This is a genomic window from Yoonia sp. BS5-3, from assembly GCF_038069655.2.
Classification (GTDB): Bacteria; Pseudomonadota; Alphaproteobacteria; order Rhodobacterales; family Rhodobacteraceae; genus Yoonia; species Yoonia phaeophyticola.
This window is the reverse complement of record NZ_CP150951.2, coordinates 3,377,322-3,398,635: the sequence shown is the minus strand read 5'-3', so window position 1 is coordinate 3,398,635 and position 21,314 is coordinate 3,377,322. Positions and strand designations below refer to the sequence as shown.

Annotated in this window: 23 protein-coding genes and 1 pseudogene; 14 read left to right on the top strand and 10 right to left on the bottom strand. The window is 57.0% G+C overall.

All coding sequences use genetic code 11. The features are described 5' to 3' along the window. Window positions 1-53 precede the first annotated feature (53 nt). Complete coding sequence (locus tag AABB29_RS17175) at window positions 54-341, top strand: hypothetical protein (protein WP_341365753.1); 288 nt, start codon at window positions 54-56, stop codon at window positions 339-341. A 101-nt stretch (window positions 342-442) separates the two neighbouring features. Beyond that, window positions 443-655: a DUF1127 domain-containing protein gene (locus AABB29_RS17170; protein ID WP_341365754.1), complete on the top strand. Its 213-nt coding sequence runs from the start codon at window positions 443-445 to the stop codon at window positions 653-655. 24 nt (window positions 656-679) lie between these two features. Here the strand turns inward: AABB29_RS17170 and AABB29_RS17165 are convergent, their stop codons facing one another. Beyond that, on the bottom strand, window positions 680-1,900 hold the full coding sequence (locus AABB29_RS17165) for an acyl-CoA dehydrogenase (RefSeq protein WP_341365755.1): 1,221 nt from the start codon (window positions 1,898-1,900) through the stop codon (window positions 680-682). A gap of 112 nt (window positions 1,901-2,012) precedes the next feature. On the opposite strand from AABB29_RS17165, the gene AABB29_RS17160 reads away from it, so the two are divergent. From AABB29_RS17160 to AABB29_RS17130, 7 genes and pseudogenes are all read left to right on the top strand, one after another. Continuing rightward, window positions 2,013-2,918 (top strand): AAA family ATPase, encoded by a 906-nt coding sequence (locus AABB29_RS17160; RefSeq protein WP_373636645.1) that lies wholly within the window; start codon window positions 2,013-2,015, stop codon window positions 2,916-2,918. Continuing rightward, window positions 2,918-4,177: a VWA domain-containing protein gene (locus tag AABB29_RS17155; RefSeq protein ID WP_341365756.1), complete on the top strand. Its 1,260-nt coding sequence runs from the start codon at window positions 2,918-2,920 to the stop codon at window positions 4,175-4,177. Before AABB29_RS17160 ends, AABB29_RS17155 begins: the two co-directional genes overlap by 1 nt. A gap of 89 nt (window positions 4,178-4,266) precedes the next feature. Then, window positions 4,267-4,734, top strand: coding sequence for a DUF1203 domain-containing protein (locus tag AABB29_RS17150; RefSeq protein WP_341365757.1), 468 nt, complete (start codon window positions 4,267-4,269; stop codon window positions 4,732-4,734). Beyond that, complete coding sequence (locus AABB29_RS17145) at window positions 4,734-5,705, top strand: XdhC family protein (protein ID WP_341365758.1); 972 nt, start codon at window positions 4,734-4,736, stop codon at window positions 5,703-5,705. The genes AABB29_RS17150 and AABB29_RS17145 overlap by 1 nt, the downstream gene beginning before the upstream one ends. A gap of 308 nt (window positions 5,706-6,013) precedes the next feature. Continuing rightward, window positions 6,014-6,499, top strand: coding sequence for a (2Fe-2S)-binding protein (locus AABB29_RS17140; RefSeq protein ID WP_341365759.1), 486 nt, complete (start codon window positions 6,014-6,016; stop codon window positions 6,497-6,499). A gap of 61 nt (window positions 6,500-6,560) precedes the next feature. Further along, window positions 6,561-8,922, top strand: a pseudogene (locus AABB29_RS17135) (xanthine dehydrogenase family protein molybdopterin-binding subunit). A 12-nt stretch (window positions 8,923-8,934) separates the two neighbouring features. Further along, on the top strand, window positions 8,935-9,723 hold the full coding sequence (locus AABB29_RS17130; RefSeq protein ID WP_341365760.1) for a xanthine dehydrogenase family protein subunit M: 789 nt from the start codon (window positions 8,935-8,937) through the stop codon (window positions 9,721-9,723). Window positions 9,724-9,819: 96 nt separating this feature from the next. Here the strand turns inward: AABB29_RS17130 and infC are convergent, their stop codons facing one another. Continuing rightward, on the bottom strand, window positions 9,820-10,365 hold the full coding sequence (gene infC / locus AABB29_RS17125) for a translation initiation factor IF-3 (protein WP_373636922.1): 546 nt from the start codon (window positions 10,363-10,365) through the stop codon (window positions 9,820-9,822). A 197-nt stretch (window positions 10,366-10,562) separates the two neighbouring features. Between infC and AABB29_RS17120 the strand changes: the two genes are divergently transcribed. Next, window positions 10,563-11,309, top strand: a complete 747-nt coding sequence (locus AABB29_RS17120) for a hypothetical protein (RefSeq protein ID WP_341365762.1) — start codon at window positions 10,563-10,565, stop codon at window positions 11,307-11,309. Window positions 11,310-11,380: 71 nt separating this feature from the next. Here AABB29_RS17120 and AABB29_RS17115 read toward each other — a convergent pair whose 3' ends face one another. From AABB29_RS17115 to cysG, 6 genes are all read right to left on the bottom strand, one after another. Then, complete coding sequence (locus AABB29_RS17115) at window positions 11,381-12,229, bottom strand: ferredoxin--NADP reductase (RefSeq protein WP_341365763.1); 849 nt, start codon at window positions 12,227-12,229, stop codon at window positions 11,381-11,383. A 70-nt stretch (window positions 12,230-12,299) separates the two neighbouring features. Continuing rightward, complete coding sequence (locus AABB29_RS17110; RefSeq protein WP_341365764.1) at window positions 12,300-12,710, bottom strand: DUF934 domain-containing protein; 411 nt, start codon at window positions 12,708-12,710, stop codon at window positions 12,300-12,302. Continuing rightward, window positions 12,707-13,426, bottom strand: a complete 720-nt coding sequence (locus AABB29_RS17105) for a phosphoadenylyl-sulfate reductase (protein WP_341365765.1) — start codon at window positions 13,424-13,426, stop codon at window positions 12,707-12,709. The genes AABB29_RS17110 and AABB29_RS17105 overlap by 4 nt, the downstream gene beginning before the upstream one ends. Further along, window positions 13,416-15,086, bottom strand: a complete 1,671-nt coding sequence (locus tag AABB29_RS17100; RefSeq protein WP_341365766.1) for a nitrite/sulfite reductase — start codon at window positions 15,084-15,086, stop codon at window positions 13,416-13,418. Before AABB29_RS17100 ends, AABB29_RS17105 begins: the two co-directional genes overlap by 11 nt. 62 nt (window positions 15,087-15,148) lie before the next feature. Continuing rightward, window positions 15,149-15,460: a DUF2849 domain-containing protein gene (locus AABB29_RS17095; protein ID WP_341365767.1), complete on the bottom strand. Its 312-nt coding sequence runs from the start codon at window positions 15,458-15,460 to the stop codon at window positions 15,149-15,151. Then, window positions 15,460-16,851, bottom strand: a complete 1,392-nt coding sequence (gene cysG, locus AABB29_RS17090; protein ID WP_341365768.1) for a siroheme synthase CysG — start codon at window positions 16,849-16,851, stop codon at window positions 15,460-15,462. Before cysG ends, AABB29_RS17095 begins: the two co-directional genes overlap by 1 nt. A 144-nt stretch (window positions 16,852-16,995) precedes the next feature. Between cysG and AABB29_RS17085 the strand changes: the two genes are divergently transcribed. Together AABB29_RS17085 and AABB29_RS17080 are read left to right on the top strand one after the other, a co-directional pair. After that, window positions 16,996-17,457, top strand: a complete 462-nt coding sequence (locus AABB29_RS17085; RefSeq protein ID WP_341365769.1) for an Lrp/AsnC family transcriptional regulator — start codon at window positions 16,996-16,998, stop codon at window positions 17,455-17,457. Between the two features lie 140 nt (window positions 17,458-17,597). Beyond that, on the top strand, window positions 17,598-18,347 hold the full coding sequence (locus AABB29_RS17080; RefSeq protein WP_341365770.1) for a L,D-transpeptidase: 750 nt from the start codon (window positions 17,598-17,600) through the stop codon (window positions 18,345-18,347). 41 nt (window positions 18,348-18,388) lie between these two features. On the opposite strand, the gene AABB29_RS17075 is transcribed toward AABB29_RS17080, so the two are convergent. Further along, window positions 18,389-18,670, bottom strand: a complete 282-nt coding sequence (locus AABB29_RS17075) for a hypothetical protein (protein ID WP_373636644.1) — start codon at window positions 18,668-18,670, stop codon at window positions 18,389-18,391. Window positions 18,671-18,864: 194 nt separating this feature from the next. Between AABB29_RS17075 and AABB29_RS17070 the strand changes: the two genes are divergently transcribed. Next, window positions 18,865-19,227, top strand: a complete 363-nt coding sequence (locus AABB29_RS17070) for a hypothetical protein (protein ID WP_341365772.1) — start codon at window positions 18,865-18,867, stop codon at window positions 19,225-19,227. Between the two features lie 12 nt (window positions 19,228-19,239). Then, on the top strand, window positions 19,240-20,040 hold the full coding sequence (locus AABB29_RS17065; RefSeq protein ID WP_341365773.1) for a DUF2145 domain-containing protein: 801 nt from the start codon (window positions 19,240-19,242) through the stop codon (window positions 20,038-20,040). A gap of 74 nt (window positions 20,041-20,114) precedes the next feature. On the opposite strand, the gene AABB29_RS17060 is transcribed toward AABB29_RS17065, so the two are convergent. Further along, window positions 20,115-21,281, bottom strand: coding sequence for a cytochrome P450 (locus AABB29_RS17060; RefSeq protein ID WP_373636643.1), 1,167 nt, complete (start codon window positions 21,279-21,281; stop codon window positions 20,115-20,117). Between the last annotated feature and the right edge of the window lie 33 nt (window positions 21,282-21,314).

The window sequence follows — 21,314 nt, the reverse complement described above, 5'->3', positions numbered from 1 at the left end:
GTTGTCCCCTTTATAAAGGTTAACAGAATGAAACTGCCCCTGGGAGGGAGCTTATGCTTGGCTTTATCGTTGCTATTGTTGCAGGATTTTTGACACCCCATCTTGTGGCGCCAGTCGCTGTTCCTCTGGTCAAGGTATTGGAGCCGCATATCAAGATTGATCCGGTCGAAACCCGCCTGATCGCCTTTATGATTGCAATGCTGCTCGCGGGTATCGCAGCTGCTTTGCTGACCAGCGGCACAGCGTTCTGGGTCGTTTTTGGCGGGATCTTGGGGTATTTTGGCACACGGATCGTCGAACTGATCAAAAAGCAGATCGACGCGCGCAAAGACCCGGAATAGGTTATGCGGCAGCTGCAATGCGGCATTGCAGCATTTGTTGTTCTGTTTTGTGAGCAGAGGTCTATTTTGGCTGCGAAGCATAACCAAAGTGGATCTTACTCATGGCGTTTTTCTCGGACACATCTGACCGCCCGTCATTTATTCACACGATGATGGATAAGCTTGGCCATTTCATGGACCGTCTTATCATTGCGCAAAACCGAACAGAGACAGTAGAGAAGCTGCAAGCGTTATCTGATGCAGAACTGGCCGAGATCGGGCTGTCGCGCGATGATATCTTTCGGCATGTCTATCGCGACATCTACTATATCTAAATCGGTCGCTCCAAAGGGGCAGAGCTAGAAGAATGCTTGTAGCCCCGTTTGGGCCCGCCCAAGAATAAGCGCATGCACGTCATGGGTGCCTTCATATGTGTTGACGGTCTCAAGGTTGACCATATGGCGCATGACTGGAAAGTCCTCACTGATCCCGTTACCGCCATGCATGTCGCGTGCTGCCCGCGCGATATCGAGCGCTTTGCCGCAATTGTTGCGCTTCATCAGGCTGATCATTTCAGGGGCAGCTTGGCCTTGCTCCATCAGCCGGCCAAGCTGTAGGGCTGACATCGTCCCAAGTGTGATCTCGGTCTGCATGTCGGCCAGTTTTTTCTGAAATAGCTGGGTTTGGGCCAAGGGACGCCCAAATTGCTTGCGATCAAGCCCGTATTGGCGCGCCGCATGCCAGCACGCCTCAGCCGCGCCCATGACCCCCCATGCGATCCCGTACCGCGCCCGGTTCAGGCAGCCGAAAGGGCCTTTAAGGCCTTGCACGCTGGGCAGCAGGGCATCCGCGCTGACTGCGGCGTTATTCATCACGATTTCGCCGGTGACCGAGGCGCGCAGGCTCAGCTTGCCACCAATTTTTGGCGCGCTCAGACCGGGGGTGTCTTTGTCCAGCAAGAACCCTCTGATTTTCCCATCATGGGCTTCCGATTTGGCCCAAATGACGAAGACATCTGCAATTGGTGCGTTGCTGATCCACATTTTGGACCCGTTCAACACATATCCCTCGTCGGTTCTTTTGGCCGTCGTTTTCATGCCTGCAGGATCACTACCGGCATCAGATTCGGTCAGACCGAAGCATCCGATCAGCTTGCCCGCAGCAAGACCGGGCAGGTATTTTTGCCGTTGCGCATCTGAGCCGTAGGCGTGGATTGGGTACATAACCAGAGATGATTGAACTGACATCATAGACCGGTACCCGCTATCGACCCGCTCAATTTCGCGGGCGATAAGACCGTATGTCACGTAACCCGCGCCCAGACCGCCGAACGCCTCCGGGATGGTGACCCCAAGCAGCCCTGCATCGCCCATTGCTTGGAAAACACCCGGGTCGACCCTTTCGTCCCGATAAGCGGCAGTGACTTTGGGCTGCAACACATCTTGCGCAAAGCTGTGCGCGGCATCGCGAAGCATCCGTTCGTCCTCGGTCAGCAGACCTTCAAGCTGCAGGGGGTCGGACCAGTCAAATGCACCTAAATCCGGCCCAAAACCTGGCTTGATTGGTGTGGAATCATTCATGCGGCATCCTCGTTTTCCTTGCGTGCACGCTAGGCCCTTGTTGTCCTTGGGGCAATGGACGGGTTGACGCGCGCGCGCCAGGATGCAGCTATAAGCGGCAGAGGAGGGCATAATGGTATTTGGCAATATTGATGAGGTCCAAGCCGGTTTGGCTGCACAGGACTATGTGTGCGGACGGGCCTTGGCGACGGTCGTGTTTTTGGGGCTTAAGCTTGGCCGCCCTTTGTTTTTGGAAGGTGAGGCGGGTACCGGCAAGACCGAAATCGCCAAAGCCATTGCCGCCAGCCTGGGCCGCCGTTTGATCCGATTGCAATGCTATGAGGGGCTTGATTCCGCTGCAGCCGTTTATGAATGGAACTTTGCCGAGCAGATGATCGCCATTCGCGCGGCAGAGGCTGCTGGCGGGGCCGATGCATCGGCTTTGAAGACTGAGCTGTTCACCGAGGACTACCTGATTGAACGCCCCTTACTGCAAGCCATGCGCCCACAAGCTGGTGGCGCGCCTGTGTTGTTGATCGATGAGTTGGACCGGACGGATGCGCCATTTGAGGCGTTTTTGCTTGAGGCGCTGAGCGATTTTCAAGTGACCATCCCTGAACTGGGCACAGTGGCCGCGCCAGAGCCACCCATTGTGATCCTGACCTCGAACCGGACCCGTGAGGTGCATGACGCACTGAAGCGCCGGTGTCTTTATCATTGGGTTGATTACCCGGATTTTGAGCGTGAAATAGAGATATTGCAGGCTCGCGCCCCAGAAGCGGCGACTGCCTTGTCCCGTGAAATTGTTGCCTTTGTGCAAAGACTGCGCAGCGAAGATCTGTTCAAGAGACCCGGCGTTGCTGAGACGATTGATTGGGCCAAATGCCTGCTTGCGCTTGATGTCATCAATCTGTCCCCGGAGGTGATTGCCGACACTCTTGGCGCCATATTGAAATACCAGGACGATATCCAAAAGCTTGAAGGATCAGAGGCCAAGCGCATCCTGGATGCAGCAAAGGCTGATTTGGTGCCCGCCTGATGGCCACGCTTGCCGATCTGGAACTGCCTGACGATCCCAAACTTGCGCAGAATATCACCCATTTTGCGCGGGCTTTGCGCAAAGCTGGGCTGTCTATTGGGCCGGGGCGTGTGCTCGATGCTGTGCAAGCCGTGCAGGCTGTTGGGTTTACGGAACGCGCGGACTTTTATTGGACATTGCATGCCTGTTTTGTCTCCAAACCCGAAGAGCGGGCGGTTTTTTCCCAGCTGTTTCGGCTGTATTGGCGCGATCCGCGCTACCTTGAACAGATGATGTCCTTTATGTCCCCTATGATCCGGGGCGTGCAGGAGGAAAAGCCAGCCCAAGCATCCGAAAAGCGGGCGGCCGAGGCATTACTGGATGGTCACGACCGTGATTTGCCCGATATCGATGATGGGGGCGAAGAGGTTGAGATCGTTGTGGACGCCTCCCGCACGATTTCAGCCGAAGAACGTTTGCGGTCATTGGATTTTGAACAGATGAGCGTGGCCGAGATGGCGGCGGCGAAACGTCTTTTGGCAAAATTGCGGTTGCCGGTCCCGCCAATAAACAGCCGCCGGACGCAGTCGCTGCCGGGACGCTTGCCCGACTGGCCAGGAACGATGCGAGCGGCGATGCGCAAAGGCGGCGAAGTAACGCATTTCGCCACCAAACGCCCCCGGACCCGCTATCCTAACCTGGTCGTGCTGTGCGATATCTCGGGATCCATGGCGCAGTATTCCCGCTCGGTTTTGCAGTTCATCCATGCTGTCGCAAATCGTGAAGGGCAGGGTTGGGCGCAGGTCCATGCGTTTACCTTTGGCACGCGGCTGACCAACATTACCCGGCATTTGCGGCGAAAAGACGTGGATGAGGCGCTTGCCCTAGCAGGGGCAGAGGCGCAGGATTGGGAAGGCGGGACGCGTATTGGTGAATGCCTGCATCGCTTTAATCAGGATTGGTCCCGCCGCGTAATGGGGCAGGGCGCGGTGGTCTTGTTGATCACGGATGGCCTTGATCGTGATCGAGATGCCGATTTAGGCCGCCAGATGCAGCGGCTACGCCTGTCGGCCCGCCAATTGATCTGGTTGAACCCGCTGCTGCGATGGGAGGGTTTTGCCCCCAAGGCTAGGGGGATCATGCAAATGCTTCCGCATTGCAGCAGTTTCCGGGCGGGCCATAACATCGCGTCGCTAGAGGGGCTCGCGCAGGCTTTGGCCCAACCGGACGATGCTGGGCAGAAGGCCCGATTGATGCAGATGATGTCGGGCGATGGTTAGACGATCCGGCCAGAGCTTTGCGCATGTTTCGGGTCGCGTGGAATATGCGGCTGTTTCTATCAGGGCATATCGCAACCAAGGAGACGTTGATGCCCCTTACATATCTACCTTTCGATCAACATACGCTGACCCAATTGCGCGCCGGTGGCCCTGATGTCTATGGCGCCCCCGCTGAACGGGCGATTTCATCAGGGGTTGGTACGCCGTGCCGGTCATGCCTGCGCAATGTTCCAGAAGGGGACGAAATGCTGATCTGCGCCGCGCGTCCCTTTGCAAGCCTGCATCCTTATGCAGAAACCGGGCCGGTTTTTTTCTGCGCGAACCATTGTGAACCCCATGACGGCGGTGCGGTACCCGCGATCCTGAAGACCTCTCCGACCTATCTTTTGAAAGCCTATGACGCGGATGAGCGTATCATCTATGGCACTGGACAGATCACCGAACAGGATCAGGTCGCTGGCTATGCAAGCCGCCTTTTCGAGGATGCGTGTGTCGCCTATGTTGATGTGCGTTCGGCCCGCAATAACTGTTTTCTGACAAGGATCATGCAAACCTGATGGATGATATTCACGACCTGCCCGCACTAGCGCTTGCCTGGCATCGCAATGGCCGCGCTGTCGCGATTGCGACTGTTGTGCAGACCTGGGGCTCTGCACCCCGCCCGGTGGGAAGTCAGCTGATCATTGATGGTGATGGCGGCATGGAGGGCTCGGTCTCGGGCGGCTGTGTTGAGGGGGCGGTGATTGTCGAGGCGCTGGAGGCACTGTCAGATGGCACCCCCCGTGTACTGGAGTTTGGCGTGAGCGATGACGAGGCATTCGCCGTTGGCCTGGCTTGTGGCGGTGAGATCAAGATATTGATTGAGCCTGTCGGCACCGCCTTGCCCCTGCCTGTTGTGGAAAAGCTGGTTGCGGCCCGCCTGCAAGGTCAGCCCGTCGCCTATGTCGCGGATTTACAGGGCGGTGCGCCGCAGATTATGCAGATGTCTGCATATCCAGAGCGCTTTCGTTTGGATCGTTCGGGTATCGAACCTGACGGCCGTTATTTTGTCGGCGTGCATAATCCCCCTTTGCGAATGATCATCGTGGGGGCGGTCCATATTGCCCAATTCCTGGCCCCGATGGCCCGTTCCTGCGGTTTTCAGACCGTTTTGGTCGACCCGCGCAGCGCCTTTGGGGCGGAACAGCGGTTTCCGGGGGAAACGATCATTGAGTATTGGCCGGATGAGGCAATTTTGGCGCTGAAACCGGATACGCGGACGGCAATTGTCACTTTGACACATGACCCGAAATTGGATGACCCCGCAATAATGACCGCATTGCGCGCGGATGTGTTTTATCTCGGCTGTCTCGGATCGACCCGTACCCATGCGAAAAGGATCACGCGGTTGCAAGCCGCTGGATTTGGCACAGAAGATATCGCGCGCATTCATGCGCCGGTGGGGCTGGATATCGGTGGGCGCCAACCGGCTGAGATCGCCGTGAGCGTGATGGCTGAGGTGATCACAGCGCTCCGGGCGGCGAAGTAAAGAACACCGGTTTGCCACTTTTTTAGCCAGCTGCGCGATCTCGAAGCGGCTTCCGATCGCGCAAACACAGCGCTGGCCCTGAAAACGGGGCGCGTGTCACTTGTGATGCTGCATGTGCATCGTCCACGCAATGCTGTCTAAGTGTCCTTAGAATATGATGCTCTGACCGGCCTAAATTACTGCCCGCAGGTTGGCTTGATTGCAATCAGCACCAATCATGTTGCTGACGCAGCGTAAGTTTCCGGTTCTCAACTGCGCAGGCCCGTGCTTAACTCGCGTTTAAGTAATGACGATTTGGGAGGATTGGAATGACAAGTGTAACCATGACCGTGAACGGCAAGCCCGTCACCAAAGAGGTGGAGGGGCGTATGTTGCTCGTAGATTTCCTGCGCAATGATCTGCGCCTCACGGGCACCCATGTGGGCTGTGATACGTCGCAATGCGGGGCCTGCGTTGTGCATGTTGATGGTGATGCGGTGAAGGCCTGCACGATGTTTGCCGCCGAAGCCGATGGTGCCGAGGTTGCCACGATCGAAGGGCAGGCAAATGCCGATGGTTCGCTCAATGTCATTCAACAGGCCTTCCAAGATCACCACGGTCTGCAATGCGGGTTTTGTACGCCGGGTATGGTGATGTCTGCAGCCGCCTTGCTGAAAGAGAACCCCACACCGACCGAGACTGAGGTGCGCGACTATCTGGAAGGCAACCTGTGCCGTTGCACCGGCTATCATAACATCGTCAAGGCCATCATGGCTGCGTCCGGCCAGGACGTTGAGACAATCGCCGCCGAGTAATTCATAGACATCTCAGCCACCGCGCGGGGAGGCGCAGGCAGCTGAAAAGGGAGGACTATAGATGCCAAAGGATAGTGGAATCGGTGCCAGTTCAAAGCGCCGCGAAGATGTGCGGTTCCTGACAGGGGCCGGAAATTATACAGACGACATAAATATTTACGGCCAGACCTATGTGCATTTCCTACGCGCTGATGTGGCCCATGCAACGATCAATGCAATTGACACCAGCGGGGCAGAAAGCATGCCGGGCGTTGTGCGCGTTTTCACCGGCGCTGATTTTGAGGCTGTGGGCGGCATCCCATGCGGATGGCAGGTTACCGACCGCCACGGCGAACCGATGCAAGAGCCCCGCCATCCCGTCATCGCCCATGGCAAAATTCGCCATGTCGGCGAAATCGTTGCGGCCGTCGTGGCCGAAAGCCTTTCGGAGGCGCGCGATGCGGCAGAGGAGATCGCGCTGGATTTGACAGAGCTGCCCGCCGTTGTCGACATGAAGCAGGCTGCGGAAGGAGGCACCAAAGTGCATGACGATCTTACCTCGAACATCTGCTATGACTGGGGTTTTGTTGAAGAAAACAAGGGCGCTGTGGATGAGGCGATCAAAAATGCGGCCCATGTGACTACGCTTGAGTTGGTCAATAACCGCCTTGTTGCCAATCCGATGGAGCCGCGTGTGGCTGTGGGTGAATATTCCCGTGCCGATGACATGCATACACTGCACACAACCAGTCAGAACCCACATGTTATCCGCTTGCTGATGGGTGCCTTTGTTCTGAATATCCCTGAACACAAACTGCGCGTTGTTGCCCCGGATGTTGGCGGTGGGTTTGGTACAAAGATCTTCCATTACGCCGAAGAGGCATTTTGTACCTTTGCAGCAAAGGCCGTAAACCGTCCGGTCAAATGGACTTCGACCCGCTCAGAGGCGTTTATGTCTGATGCGCATGGCCGTGATCATGTGACCAAGATCGAACTTGCCTTGGATGCGGATAATAACTTTACCGCCATTCGCACCGAGACTTACGCCAATATGGGCGCGTATCTGAGTACCTTCGCTTCATCAGTGCCCACATGGCTGCATGGCACATTGATGGCCGGCAACTACAAGACGCCGCATATCTATGTGAATGTCAAAGCGATCTTTACCAATACCGTACCAGTCGACGCCTATCGTGGTGCCGGGCGGCCCGAAGCAACATTCCAGATCGAGCGTGTGATCGATAAGGCCGCGCGCGAGCTGGACGTAGACCCGATTGCCTTGCGCCGTCAGAACTTTGTCACCGAATTCCCATATGCCACGCCTGTGGCTGTGGAATACGACACTGGCGATTACGACGCGACCATGAATAAGCTTGAGGAAATCGCCGATATTGGCGGTTTTGCGGCACGCCGCGCAGAAAGCGAGGCCAAAGGCAAGCTGCGCGGTCTTGGCGTAAATTGCTACATCGAAGCATGCGGTATCGCACCATCCAACCTTGTCGGACAATTGGGCGCCCGTGCCGGGCTGTATGATGCAGCGACCGTACGCGTGAATGCCACCGGTTCGATCTCGGTTATGGTGGGTGCCCATAGTCACGGGCAGGGGCATGAAACATCCTTTCCGCAAGTCCTGTCTGAGATGATCGGGATTTCGGAGGATCAGATTGATATTGTCCATGGCGACACCTCGAAGATCCCGTTCGGCATGGGCACGTATGGGTCCCGTTCCTTGGCCGTTTGCGGCTCGGCCATGGTGCGCGCTGCGGAAAAGGTCATTGATAAGGCCAAGAAAATTGCAGCCCATCTGCTTGAGGCGTCGGATGCGGATATCGAGTTGAAAGATGGTCAATTCAGTGTCGCGGGGACGGACAAGTCCGTCGCTTGGGGTGATGTGACTTTGGCGGCCTATGTACCGCATAATTATCCGCTTGAGGATATTGAGCCTGGATTGGAAGAAACCGCGTTCTATGACCCGGCAAATTTCACATATCCTGCAGGGGCTTATGCGTGTGAAGTTGAAGTCGATCCAGAGACCGGACAAGTGACCATCGAGCGTTTTGCGGCTGCCGATGACTTTGGTAATGTCATTAATCCAATGATCGTCTCGGGACAGGTTCATGGGGGGATTGCCCAAGGTGTTGGGCAGGCCTTGCTGGAAAACTGCGCCTATGACGAAAATGGTCAGCTGATCAGTGCATCCTATATGGATTATGCGATGCCGCGCGCGGCTGACCTTCCTTTTTATAGCGTTGATCATTCGTGCCAAACGCCCTGCACACACAACCCGCTGGGTGTCAAAGGTTGCGGTGAAGCTGGCGCAATCGGATCCCCCCTCGGTCGTAAACGCAGTCATTGATGCGCTGCAATCGGGCGGTAAGGACGTCACCCATATTGATATGCCTCTGACGCCAACCCGCGTCTGGGATGCCATGAACAACGCGTAAGGGAGAACGCTCATGTATGCTTTTGAAATTGAACGCCCCTCGACGATCGCAGATGCGGTTGCAGCGCTGAAGACCGACGATGCACAGCCGCTTGGTGGCGGGCAGACCCTGATCCCCACACTGAAGGCGCGTTTGGCAATGCCGAGCGCTTTGGTCAGTCTGTCGGCAATTCCCGAGATGAAAGGCATTTGCCTGTCAGATGACGGGATGCTTTGCATTGGTGGGGCGACGACCCATGCGAAAGTGGCGCAAGAGGCGGCTGTCCACTATCCAGCGCTGGCGGGTTTGGCTGCGCATATCGGGGATCCGGCCGTGCGCAATCGCGGGACGATTGGTGGTTCGATCGCCAATAACGATCCGTCTGCCTGCTATCCTGCGGCTGCGTTGGGGTCGGGGGCGACTATTATCACCAACACGCGTGAGATTGCGGCCGATGACTTTTTTGAAGGTATGTTCGGCACCGCCCTGGACGAGGGTGAGGTCATTACGGAAGTACGGTTCCCCATTCCGCAGAAGGCAAATTATCAAAAATTTGTCCAGCCTGCATCCCGTTTTGCGTTGGTTGGTGTTTTTGTGACGAAATACGCAGATCGTGTGCGCGTTGCTGTAACAGGGGCATCCGATGACGGGGTTTTCCGGTGGTCCGAGGCTGAAGCGGCGCTGTCTGCCGATTTCTCTGCAAATGCGCTTGAAGGTATGACGATCTCTGCAGACGGTATGATCGCGGATCTGCACGGATCAGCGGCGTATCGAGCCCATCTGGTTGGCGTGATGACGAAGCGCGCAGTTGCGGCCTGCTGAATGTGAATAAGGCCCTCGCGTTGCGGGGGCCTTTTGAGTGTCGCGAATATTTTTCTCGAAAAATATTCTGGGCGATCAAATTTCGAGAAATTTGATCTATTTCGGAAGCGGTCCAATCAACATGACCATCTGACGGCCTTCCATCTTTGGGAAGTTCTCAACCCGGCCGGCTTCTTTCGTGTCCTCGGCAACACGTTCCAATAACTCGCGCCCCAATTGCTGGTGTGCCATCTCGCGGCCGCGGAAGCGGAGCGTGATCTTCACCTTGTCGCCATTTTCCAAAAACTTGAAGACGTTGCGCATTTTTACATCGTAATCGTGGTTGTCCGTGTTCGGTCGGAACTTAACCTCCTTGATTTCGATGGTCTTTTGCTTCTTACGCGCTTCAGCTTCTTTCTTCTGGGTTTCGTATTTGAACTTACCGTAGTCCATGATCTTGCAGACCGGCGGTTTCGCATTGGGTGAGATTTCAACCAGGTCCAGCCCAGCATCTTCTGCCATTACCAATGCGCGTTCGGGTGTCACGACACCAACATTTTCGCCTTCTGCCCCGATCAGTCTAATCTCATTGCCGCGAATGCGGTCATTGATCCGGGGGCCGGTATCGCGCTGTGGAGGCGCGTTATGGGGTCTGCGTCCTATGATCTTTATCCTTCGGTTGTTCCGTTGAGGGTCTGGCGCAAAGTAAACGTCGCTCTGTCTGGCTTCAACCCGCAAAGATGGGGTTTCCTGCCGATTTTTCCCCGTGGTTTGCCCTTTTCCTTCCCTAGTCGGTCTGACATATCCCCCGACAAGGACCAGTGGGGGTCCAAAAGTCATTCATAGAAAGGATGAACCACATGCGCGCCATCGCGATTTTAGTTGTTATCGCTGTTTTGGGTTTTTTTGGATATCAATATGCTGCCGAGGGCCGTGGTCCAGCGGCAGCTGTTGGCGTCTTAACCGGCGCAACCGCTAAGGCAGAGGCCGAGGCGGCCAGAGTTGCAGCGGAAGCAGAGGCAGCAGCCCAAGCCGCTGCAGAGGCAGAGGCGGCAGCCCAAGCCGCCGCCGAAGCTGCCGAGGCCGAAGCCCAAGCCGCCGCTACAGCCGCAGCAGAGGCCGAAGCGCAGGCCGCCGCAGACGCCGCTGCTGCTGAGGCCGAGGCAGCCGCTGCTGCCGAAGCCGCTGCACAAGCTGCTGAAGAGGCGGAGGCCGCTGCAGCCGAGGCTGCCGCACAAGCCGCTGCAGAGGCCGAAGCAGCTGCTGCAGAGGCAGCTGAGCAAGCCGCCGCCGAAGCTGAAGCTGCTGCAGCGCAAGCTGCCGAAGAAGCCGCCAGTGCAGAAGCGGCTGCCGCCGAAGCTGTCGAGGAGGCAACTGAGGAAGTCGCCGACGCCGCTGCGGACGCTGCTGAGGAGACAAGTGCATCTGTTGAAGAGCTGCTGACTGTCGACGGCTTTGATATCGATCAAGTGATGGCACTGCTGGACGATTCCGACGTCTCTGTTTTGGAGAAGACAACGCTGAGCACAGCACTTGACGCGGCAAAGGACAATCCGGAATTGCTGGAGCCTGTGCTGACGCAGTTGAAGGCGGCGCTGGGTCTGTAAGCCACCGGCATCAATGAAAAAGGGGCCGCACCAGTTTTGGTGCGGCCCCTTTTTTTGTCTGACGTTCGCGTTTAGTCCAAAAACGCCTTTTCAACGACGTAATGCGCGGGCTTAGAGTTTGCCCCTTCTTCCAGCCCATAGTCTTCGAACATCTCTTTCAGTTCGAGGTTGAAGGCCAGGTTCCCGCAGATCATCGCCCGATCGGTTTCAGGGTTGAGAGGCGCAACGCCGAGATCAGCAAAGGCTTCACCTGATTTCATCAGATCGGTGATCCGGCCCATCTTTGGGCTCTCTTCACGCGTTGTCGTTGGGTAGTATTTGATCTTTTTCCAAAACCCTTCGCCGATGAGCTCATTAAGCAGCTCATCTTCTTTCAGGCTTTCGATCAGGTCGCGGCCATAAGTTAGCTCACCCACTTCGCGGCAGGTGTGCGTGATGATAACCTCATCATAATCCTCATAGGTCTGCGGCTCGCGCAGGAGCGAGGCGAAGGGGGCAAAGCCGGTACCTGTCGCAAAGAACCATAGCCGTTTGCCGGGCAACAGCGCGTCATGCACTAGGGTGCCAACGGGTTTGGGGCGAAGGATAATCTCGTCACCGACCTTGATGTGCTGCAGCTTCGATGTCAGCGGCCCATCAGGTACTTTAATCGAATAGAATTCCATCTCTTCATCCCAAGCCGGAGAGGCGATTGAGTAGGCGCGCAGCAATGGTTTTTGCTTACCGGTTTCGGGATGCGGGTCGCCCATCAGGCCGATCATCACGAATTCGCCCGAGCGAAAGCGCAAGGATGCAGGCCGGGTGCAGCGGAAGCTGAACAGCCGGTCGGTGTAGTGTTTCACGTCGGTCACCGTCTGCGCATCGGGCAGGGCGGGGACGGCTTTTGCGGTTGTTTCAGTCACTGGTTTTTGCTCGGTCATGTATTTTGGCGGCCCCTATAGGACCGCCCTCCGTCTTAGTTATTGTTCTGTATCAGGGAAAGGGGCGACGTTAACCGCGCACCCGGGCCTGATAATCGTGTTCTTGCCAATCAGCGCGGAAACGCCATTGGTCTTCAGGCTGGCGCGAGGCTAGCGCATCGTCAATTTCCACCTCGTCAAAGCCCGACCGGCGCGCCATCGCGTATTGGTCGGCCAAAACGTGGCCTTTGGCGCGCAGCCGTCCTTCAAAGCCAGCCCGCCGCAGCATGGCCGCCAGAGTAAACCCACGGCCATCCGCAAACGACGGAAAGTCGATGCGGATCATAGAGGCCGAGGTTAGTGCGCCCAAGGCATCAGGTGCAGTATCCGAGGCAAGGTCAATGGCAAAATCGCTGTCATTGGCTGCCACTTCATCCAAAGGCACAAAACTGCCTGTCCAATCATCAGTTTTGAAACCAGAATCGGTTACGAGTACGCTCATGCTGCTTGTCCTGATCTGACGGGCTTGCCGTCTACAAAGTGAATTCCGCATTCGGTTTTGTCGCTGTCGCGCCAGCGCCCGGCGCGCGGGTCTTCATCGCCGCTTACCCGGCTAGTGCAGGGCATACAGCCAATTGACGGGTAGCCTTTGGCGACCAGCGGATGGCGGGGCAGGTCATACTTTTTCATATAGTCCTGCACGTCTTTGGCTGTCCAATCGGCCAGCGGGTTGATCTTGATCTTTGCCCCGTCCTTTTCGAACAACGGCATCTGGCTACGCTGACCGCTTTGATAGCGTTTGCGCCCGGTGATCCAGCCACCGAAATCATTCAGCGCCTTGTTCAGCGGGCGTGTCTTGCGCAGATCGCAGCAGGCGTCGGTATCGGCCTGGTGCAGCAGCCCATCGACGTCCTCGGTAAAGACCGCGTTCCGGTCAGGTGTGATGATCCGCAGATCCGTCAACCCCAGCAGTTCTGCCACCTCGCGCTGATATTGTAGCGTTTCGGGGAAAAGCATTTCGGTATCCAAAAAGATAACCGGGGTCACCTTATCGATCTGCGCCACCATGTGAAGTAGCACCACGGCTTCGGCCCCAAAGGACGACACCAGCGCGATCGGCCCGATCTGCACATCTTCAAGCGCATGCTTGAGGATCGTCTGCGCGTCGGATTTCCGGTGTAGCGTATTTCTGCGCTCTGCGAGTTCTTTAAGCGGCATCGGCTTTTTCCTCGGCTGGGTAGAGGATCGCCTTGAACGGCTCCATCCCCAGACGGCGATAGGCCTCAAGGAAAGTTTCCTCGGGGTTTTCGCGCAGGTCCAGATAACCTGTCACCAGACGTTCGATGGCAGGCACGATCTCTTCTGCGCTAAAGCCGGGGCCTGCGCGCGTGCCGATGGTGGTCGTCTGTGTGCCGTCGCCGCCCAGTGTGATCTGGTAGTTTTCCACGCCCGCACGGTCGAGCCCGAGAATGCCGATATGGCCCACATGGTGGTGCCCGCAAGCATTGATGCAGCCCGAGATTTTGATCTTCAAAGCGCCGATATCATGTTCGATCTTCAGCTCGTCAAAGCGGGTTGCGATCTCTTGCGCAATCGGGATCGAACGGGCGGTGGCCAGCGCGCAGTAATCCATCCCGGGGCAGGCGATGATGTCGGACACAAGGCCAATATTGGCTGTGGCCAAATCAGCTTCGCGCAGCGCCGCATAGATCGCTGGCAGGTCTGATTTATGGACATGCGGGAAGATCACATTCTGTTCATGGCTGATCCGCAGCTCATCATGGCCGTATTGTTGGGCCAGATCAGCCAGCACACGCATCTGGTCAGAGGTCGCATCGCCGGGGGTGGCCCCGTGCTTTTTGATGCTGACCGATACGATGGCATAGCCCTCGGCACGATGCGCGGACAGATTGGTGTCTGTCCAAGACCGAAACGCAGGGTTCGCGGCGCGCGCGGCCTCATATCCGTCGGTGGATTTCTGAGCGAAATCAGGGGCTGCAAAGGCTTTCTTGATGTCTTTCAGGAGGTCTTGATCGTAACCGATGAAATCCTCGCGGATGGCGGCAAAGCGCTCTTCCACCAGCTCTTGGATCTTCTCCAGCCCGTTTTCGTGTACGGTGATCTTAATCCGTGCCTTATACTTGTTGTCGCGGCGTCCCAGCAGGTTGTAGACGCTGACGATAGCCTCGCAATAGGGCAGCAGGTCTTCTTTGGGCAGAAAGTCTTTGATGACTTTCCCAACCATGGGCGTGCGGCCAAGCCCGCCGCCGACGATCACCTGAAAGCCAACCTCGCCTGCATCATTGCGCACGATCTGCAGGCCGATGTCATGGGCGCGCACGACGGCGCGATCTTCGGCAGCCCCGGTAACAGCGATTTTGAATTTGCGCGGCAGGAACTGGAATTCGGCATGGTCGGTCGACCACTGGCGCAGCAGCTCGGCATAGGGGCGGGGGTCTTCGATTTCATCGGCTGCGGCGCCTGCGAAATGGTCCGCTGTCACATTGCGGATCGTGTTGCCGCTGGTCTGGATGGCATGCATTTCCACGTCAGCCAGAGCCTCTAGCATATCAGGCACATCTGGCAGTTTGGGCCAGTTGTACTGGATATTTTGGCGGGTGGTGAAATGGCCATAGCCCTTGTCCCACTTGTCCGCGATGAAGGCGAGCTGGCGCATTTGGCCGCTGTTCAGCGTGCCATAGGGAATGGCGACGCGCAGCATATAGGCGTGCAATTGCAGATAAAGGCCATTCATCAGGCGAAGCGGCTTGAATTCATCTTCGGTCAGCGAGCCATCGATGCGGCGTTCAACCTGGCCGCGGAACTGGGCCACGCGGCTGCGCACAAAACCTTCGTCAAAGTCGTTATACTTATACATGTTGTGTTCCTTCGCGTCCCGGACTTGATCCGGGACCTCATGGTTAACGTGGAGGTCCCGGGTCAGGCCCGGGACGCGTGGTCTGCTTGTTTGCCGTGGTCGTAGTTCGAGGGGCCGCGCGTGCGGAAATCCTCGCGGAAATGGGTGGGTTCAGGGCCTTCCGGTCCTGCCTTGGCGTCTGCCAGATAGGCACCGGCGATTTCGTCAACCCGGGCTTGACCTTCCAGCAGGCGCAGGTCGGCATGGGCCTCATCTGTGATCAGCTCGGCCTCGCGCATGTCGCGGGTCCAGCGGTTGTCTTCGGTCAGCCAGACGGCGTCGCCCTCTAAAAGGGCGTTGGCGGTCACGACTTTGGGTGTGAAAGCACGGGGCATTAGGCAAGCTCCTTCAGGGTCTGGGCTTGAGAGACGGCCGCGCGCGGGGCGAGGCCATAGAATGTGATGGCAGGGCCTTGCAGGTTGGCGCGGCTCAGCGTTGGTTCAAGTTCGGCCAGCGTCGTTGCGATGATCTGTTGATCGGCGCGGCTGACGTTTTCGATAATGGTCACAGGCGTTGCCGGATCGGCGCCATGCATCAGCAGGCGCCCCTGAATGAACCGGGCGGATTTCTTGCCCATATAGATCGCAGCCACTTCGCCGGGGCGGGCGAGGGCGGTCCAATCGTGATCGGCATAGCCTTTGGTGTCGTGCCCGGTGATCAGGCGAATGACCGAGTTCCGGCCGCGTCTTGTCAGGCTTTGCCCGATATTTGCAACGGCTGCTGAGGCGGCTGTGATGCCGGGGACGATGCGATAGCTGATGCCTTCGGCCTCAAGCGCTTCGACCTCTTCGTCAAGCCGCCCAAATACAGTTGGATCGCCGGCCTTCAGCCGCACGACATGATGCCCATCCAGCGCGTGCTGCACGATCAACGCGTCGATATCAGACTGTTTCATCGAAGGGCCAAAGCCGGTCTTGCCCGCATCAATGATGATCGCTTCGCGGCGGGCGAGTTCCAGAATTTCAGGCGTGACCAGACGGTCGTGGATCACCACATCCGCCTTATCCAGAGCGTTGCGCGCCTTCAGCGTCAACAGTTCTGGATCACCCGGGCCTGCGCCAACAAGATCCACATGGCCTTGAACCGCGCCGGTCATCACATGATCATCCAGCAGGTTTTCCAAGGCAGGCAAAACGCCAGCCTCGCCATACGCAGCCACCGCCTTGGGGCCTTTGTTGAAATAAAAGGCCGACCAGAAATCGCGGCGCTTGCGGCCCATGGGCAGCACATCAACCGCATGGCGGAAGGTTTTACCGATGCGGGCCAGCACACCCAGCGAGGATGGCAGCCGCTCTTCCAAGTCCGCCTTGATCGCGCGGGCCAGCACGGGGGCTGCGCCTTCGGTGCCGATGGCCACGGTCACCGGATCACGATCGACGATAGCGGGGGTGATGAACTGGCTTTCGGCCAGATTGTCCACGATATTTGTCAGCGCGCCTTCGGCCTGCGCAATCGCGGTCACCCGGGCGTCTTCGACGTCATCCTCATTGGCCGCATAGAATAGCGAAGCGCAAAGGGCATCGCCGGGCTCCATGGCCCGTTCGATGATCTGCAGCTTGCCTGCGGCGGCCCATTTGCGGATGTCTGGGGCGATCTCAGCCGCGATAACGGTCAACCGCGCTTCGGTTTTCATCAAGAGGCGCAGCTTGGCCATGGCCGCATCACCCCCGCCCGAAAGGACGATCCGGCGGCCAGCGACGGCAAGGAAGATGGGAAAATGCTGCATTTGGCTCTCTGGCTGGCTGTGATTTCTTGCCTTCAATATAGAATAATGTTCTTTGTGTTGCGCCCCCTCGGGTGTAACTAAGGACATATGTTCTGGGTCTTGCGGAATTAGGATCGCCTGTCCTGCGAATAAGGAGAAATAAGAATGTCTGTACGGATCGATGCCACAGACCGGAAAATCCTTGCGGCCTTGCAGGCTGACGCAGCGCAATCATTGGATGAAATTGCCAAGACTGTCGGCTCGTCCAAGACCCCTGTCTGGAATCGCATAAAGAAGATGCGAGAGGCAGGCATTATTGGCCAACAGACCGTTTTGCTGGACGCTGAAGCCTTGGGGTTTGAGGCTTGTTTTTTCGTGTTGATCCGCACCTCAGAGCATGACGCGGAATGGCAGGGGAAATTCCTGTCCGCCCTGCGCGCGCGCGCCGAGGTGCAAGAGGCGCACCGGCTGGCGGGGGATATTGATTACATCCTCAAAGTCCGGGTGCAGAACGCCCGAGCCTACGACACCTTCTACCAAGCCCTGATTTCAGAGGTGAAGGTGCACAATGTGACCGCGCTTTTGTCGATGGAAGAGATCAAATCGACGGTGGCGCTGCCACTGTAGCGTATAGTCGCGCCAATGACCCGGGCACCGCGATAAGTCATAACCTGACTAGAAAGTGAGTGTTTGGGCGTTGTACCTTGAACATTTCATGGTAATTTGCAGGTTGATCAAACAATTATGCATTTCAAATAGGTGACGCCATGCTCAGCAGACGCCATTTCATCCAGACCTCCACCGCTCTTTTTTCGGCCCCAATTGCTGGGGTCGCTTGGGCGCAAGACGCCACAGAGTCTCTGAACCCTGATGACGCAACCGAAGCGGGCTACCCGACGGCCGATGAAACGGCTGATGCAGCTGTCGAGGTTGAAGAAGAACCGGTGCGCCGCCCGGTATCACCGCCATCACGTTGGGCAGGGTGGGATGCGCGGGTGACACCGCGCGACTATGATCCGTTCACGTCCAATCCTTGGGGCCTGCATCCCCGTTTTCTGCCGACAATTGTGCAGGCAAACGATAATCTGAGAGCCGGTGACATCCATGTGGATGCGGTTGCACGGTATCTCTATCATATTCGCGCCGATGGGACGGCCCTGCGCTATGGCGTGGCGATTGCACGCGGCAATCTGTACGAACCCGGTACTTACACGATCCGGCGCAAGGCGAAATGGCCAACGTGGCGCCCGACAGATGAAATGATCGAACGTGATCCGCGCAGCTTTGAGCAATTCAAGGATGGTATGGATGGTGGACCGCGTAACCCATTGGGGTCACGCGCCTTTTATCTCTTTGTGGGGCGCCGGGATACCTATTTGCGTATCCATGGCACGCCGTCACCGCGGTCTATCGGTGGCCGGGCAAGCTCGGGCTGCGTGCGGATGGTGATGGCGCATATCATTGACCTTTATGATCAGGTCAATACCGGCTCGACCGCGGTGCTATACGCTGCCTAAGGGATGTGCCCCCAGCATATGTCTGCTGGGGGTTTCATAGATTACTGATCAGCGCTTTCTTCGGGCACACTCACGCAGATGGGGCGGCCCCTTTGGCTGCGTAGCGGGATCAGGGTTGTCTCAACCGGACCCGCATGATTGTACCAATAGCAATTGTCTTCAGGGAGCAACACGACCTGGTCGAGGTTCTGGTTGGGGCCCACGATTTCGGTGACATTGGCGGGCAATTCTTCGATAAATGGATTGCCATCAACGCCAGGGGGTGGTGCGCAGCCTGCAACCGTCGCAGCTGTCAAAATCAGAATGTAGTTTCGAAACGTCATAGTCTTTAATCCTTCTCGCGCCTGACAAAAAGCATTTCGCCGTGCCGGGCGCAACTGGCAGATGGCGCTCAATGACTTTTTTGCGAGCAGGTATGGAAAACCTTACTCAGTATGAACGATGTTCATATTTCTGTTGATTTGTGATTTTGCAGCATGTAGCACCTTGATCATTGTTCAAAAAATGGAGCAGAGCAATGAATGGTTTTCAATCACTTTGTTTGGTGGGTGTGTTTGCGGGTCTTGCAGGATGCGCCAGCCCAAGCGCCCAACATGCGGCCCAATCAGCAGATCATAGCGCCCAGGCAACCAGCCATGGCGCGAGCGCAGCGGCGTCGGGCGCGGCTACCGTCGCCGCTGTTCCTGTCGTTGCGGCTGGCGCGGTCCTGGCCGTAACAGGGGCAGCGCTTGAGGAAGTGGGAACAGCTTCGGTGCAAGCGGGCACGGAAGCGATTGAGGCGGGGGTCGCGCCAGCCGGAGCGACCACATGTACCGCGCAGCCTGCCATGCAAGGTGCCGTCGTTTGTGTGGTGCCGGATGGCCCGCCTGCATTGAATTAAGGGGTGGCGATCATGCGACGTTTTCTGAAAATCTTGATAGTGACGCTTTCTTTATTGATGCCGTTGCAACTTGCGGCAGGCAGCAGCGCCGCTGGAAACCCTATCTTGCCAGCCGCCGAAGTTGCCGCGTTTTCCAATCGTGTTCAGCAGGATTTGGCTGCGCGGGGTGCGCGCGTCGCTATTGTGTCTCGGGTGGGGCGCGATCCATCTGTGCTGCCTGACGGGATCGATTACACACATGTTGCGTTTTGGGTCTATTCCCGGATCACCAAAGCGGACGGCAGCACTGGGACAGGGTATCGGATCTATAATCTATACCAACGCAATGGCGATTTGACGCGTAGCGAATTGGTGCAGGATACACCTGCCGATTTTTTTGCGGGTGCCCATAGTCTGGATGCGGGGGTGATCATTCCAGACCCCCGTTTGCAGCAAAAACTACTTCAGGTGATTACCAGCCCCACCTATGCGGCACTGCATAACCCGTCATATTCGGTTCTGGCCAATCCGACATCGTTGCAGTTTCAAAATTGCACGGAACATACGTTAGATGTGCTGATAGCTGCGCTATATGACACGCATGACCAGTCGCAAATCAAGGCGAATATTGCCGCACATTTTACAGCCCAGCAGGTCCAGTTGAACGGATTACAGAGATTGTTTGCTCCGGCTGCATCTCGGGCATTGACCACAGCAGATCATGGCGCGCAAGTGAGCACCGCAACATTTGGCGCGATACGGCGTTTCATGCAAAGTCATGAACTGACTGATCTGGCCTACCGGATCACACCGGATCGGTTGGTAAGGTTCTAACCAAAGGCCCGACGCGTTCCACGAAATGCTGTTGCATCGATAAGGTGCAGCAGCATCTGGGATGTATGACGTCGTTAATGGGTGCAGACCATCAATCGCTCTAGCCCATGAAAATGGTAAACATCGCCATAGCTGGGGTCTTCGGCCAAACGCAGATTTGGGTGCCTTGCGAAGAGTATTTGTAAAGCTATCCGAATCTCCAGACGGGCCAGTGGGGCACCGACGCAAAAATGAATACCCCCGCCAAAACTGGTATTTTGGGCACCCTTGCGGCTGGGATCAAACTGATTTGGGTGATCATAGGCGGCGGGGTCCCGGTTTGCCGCCCCTAGAAGACAGCCGATCTGATCACCACGCTGAAAGGACTGATCCCCGATCGTGACATCTTCATAAACCCAGCGGGTGAACATGTGCAGCGGGGGATCATAGCGGATGATTTCTTCAACACAGGTATCGGTGATGTCGGGTGACCCATTTTCCAGCAGGGCCTTGATGCCATTGCCCAGGGTATGAACAGTTGCTTCATGCCCGGCGTTCAGCAGCAAAATACATGTGGTGATCAGCTCATCTTCGGTCAGCTTTTCACCATCTTGTTCAGCGGCAATCAAGGTTGAGATCAGATCATCGCTCGGGCTTTTGCGGCGCTTGTCGATATAGCCGCGCATGAAGGCGGTAAAGTCATTGGTGGCAGCGATCGCATCCGCCTCGATTTGCGGGGTGCGGCGGGCCTGGTACATCGCGACCATCGCATTGGACCAGCGTAGAAGATCATCTGCGCGCTCTTCGGGCACGCCGAGAAGTCGGGAAATGATAATCACGGGCACCGGTTGGGCATAGACTGTCAGCAGGTCAAACGGCTCGGTCGGGAATGCATCGACCAGCGCGTTGCAGATTTGCGTCAAATCCGGTGCGAGGGCGGCAATGGTCCGGCTGGTAAAGGCCCGCAGGACCAGACCGCGCAGGCGCGTGTGCCGGGGTGGCTCAAGCTCAAGCATTGAATGGGCTTCGATCTCGTAAAATGGACGTAGCGCGGGCGGGATATCGGGTGCCAGTTCGGGGGGGCATTCACGGCCCATGCGCCTGTCACGCAGAACCGCTTGCACGGCTTTGTGACTGACGGCGCAGGCCATATTATAGTCAGACCACCAGAAAAAATCACCGCTCTGACGCGCCTGATCATAGAATGGATACGGGTTTTGCACAAAGGCGGGGTCGGTCGGTGATTGGTCAAACTTTTGCATATCGGCAGCTTTGGCGTACTGCGCTAGCCAATG

What these genes read in the sequence shown, in the direction of transcription:
- AABB29_RS17175 (WP_341365753.1), top strand. Translation starts at nt 54, where the DNA reads ATGCTTGGCTTTATCGTTGCTATTGTTGCAGGATTTTTGACACCCCAT.
- AABB29_RS17170 (WP_341365754.1), top strand. Translation starts at nt 443, where the DNA reads ATGGCGTTTTTCTCGGACACATCTGACCGCCCGTCATTTATTCACACG.
- AABB29_RS17165 (WP_341365755.1), bottom strand. Translation starts at nt 1,900, where the DNA reads ATGAATGATTCCACACCAATCAAGCCAGGTTTTGGGCCGGATTTAGGT.
- AABB29_RS17160 (WP_373636645.1), top strand. Translation starts at nt 2,013, where the DNA reads ATGGTATTTGGCAATATTGATGAGGTCCAAGCCGGTTTGGCTGCACAG.
- AABB29_RS17155 (WP_341365756.1), top strand. Translation starts at nt 2,918, where the DNA reads ATGGCCACGCTTGCCGATCTGGAACTGCCTGACGATCCCAAACTTGCG.
- AABB29_RS17150 (WP_341365757.1), top strand. Translation starts at nt 4,267, where the DNA reads ATGCCCCTTACATATCTACCTTTCGATCAACATACGCTGACCCAATTG.
- AABB29_RS17145 (WP_341365758.1), top strand. Translation starts at nt 4,734, where the DNA reads ATGGATGATATTCACGACCTGCCCGCACTAGCGCTTGCCTGGCATCGC.
- AABB29_RS17140 (WP_341365759.1), top strand. Translation starts at nt 6,014, where the DNA reads ATGACAAGTGTAACCATGACCGTGAACGGCAAGCCCGTCACCAAAGAG.
- AABB29_RS17130 (WP_341365760.1), top strand. Translation starts at nt 8,935, where the DNA reads ATGTATGCTTTTGAAATTGAACGCCCCTCGACGATCGCAGATGCGGTT.
- AABB29_RS17120 (WP_341365762.1), top strand. Translation starts at nt 10,563, where the DNA reads ATGCGCGCCATCGCGATTTTAGTTGTTATCGCTGTTTTGGGTTTTTTT.
- AABB29_RS17115 (WP_341365763.1), bottom strand. Translation starts at nt 12,229, where the DNA reads ATGACCGAGCAAAAACCAGTGACTGAAACAACCGCAAAAGCCGTCCCC.
- AABB29_RS17110 (WP_341365764.1), bottom strand. Translation starts at nt 12,710, where the DNA reads ATGAGCGTACTCGTAACCGATTCTGGTTTCAAAACTGATGATTGGACA.
- AABB29_RS17105 (WP_341365765.1), bottom strand. Translation starts at nt 13,426, where the DNA reads ATGCCGCTTAAAGAACTCGCAGAGCGCAGAAATACGCTACACCGGAAA.
- AABB29_RS17100 (WP_341365766.1), bottom strand. Translation starts at nt 15,086, where the DNA reads ATGTATAAGTATAACGACTTTGACGAAGGTTTTGTGCGCAGCCGCGTG.
- AABB29_RS17095 (WP_341365767.1), bottom strand. Translation starts at nt 15,460, where the DNA reads ATGCCCCGTGCTTTCACACCCAAAGTCGTGACCGCCAACGCCCTTTTA.
- cysG (WP_341365768.1), bottom strand. Translation starts at nt 16,851, where the DNA reads ATGCAGCATTTTCCCATCTTCCTTGCCGTCGCTGGCCGCCGGATCGTC.
- AABB29_RS17085 (WP_341365769.1), top strand. Translation starts at nt 16,996, where the DNA reads ATGTCTGTACGGATCGATGCCACAGACCGGAAAATCCTTGCGGCCTTG.
- AABB29_RS17080 (WP_341365770.1), top strand. Translation starts at nt 17,598, where the DNA reads ATGCTCAGCAGACGCCATTTCATCCAGACCTCCACCGCTCTTTTTTCG.
- AABB29_RS17075 (WP_373636644.1), bottom strand. Translation starts at nt 18,670, where the DNA reads ATGACGTTTCGAAACTACATTCTGATTTTGACAGCTGCGACGGTTGCA.
- AABB29_RS17070 (WP_341365772.1), top strand. Translation starts at nt 18,865, where the DNA reads ATGAATGGTTTTCAATCACTTTGTTTGGTGGGTGTGTTTGCGGGTCTT.
- AABB29_RS17065 (WP_341365773.1), top strand. Translation starts at nt 19,240, where the DNA reads ATGCGACGTTTTCTGAAAATCTTGATAGTGACGCTTTCTTTATTGATG.
- AABB29_RS17060 (WP_373636643.1), bottom strand. Translation starts at nt 21,281, where the DNA reads ATGCAAAAGTTTGACCAATCACCGACCGACCCCGCCTTTGTGCAAAAC.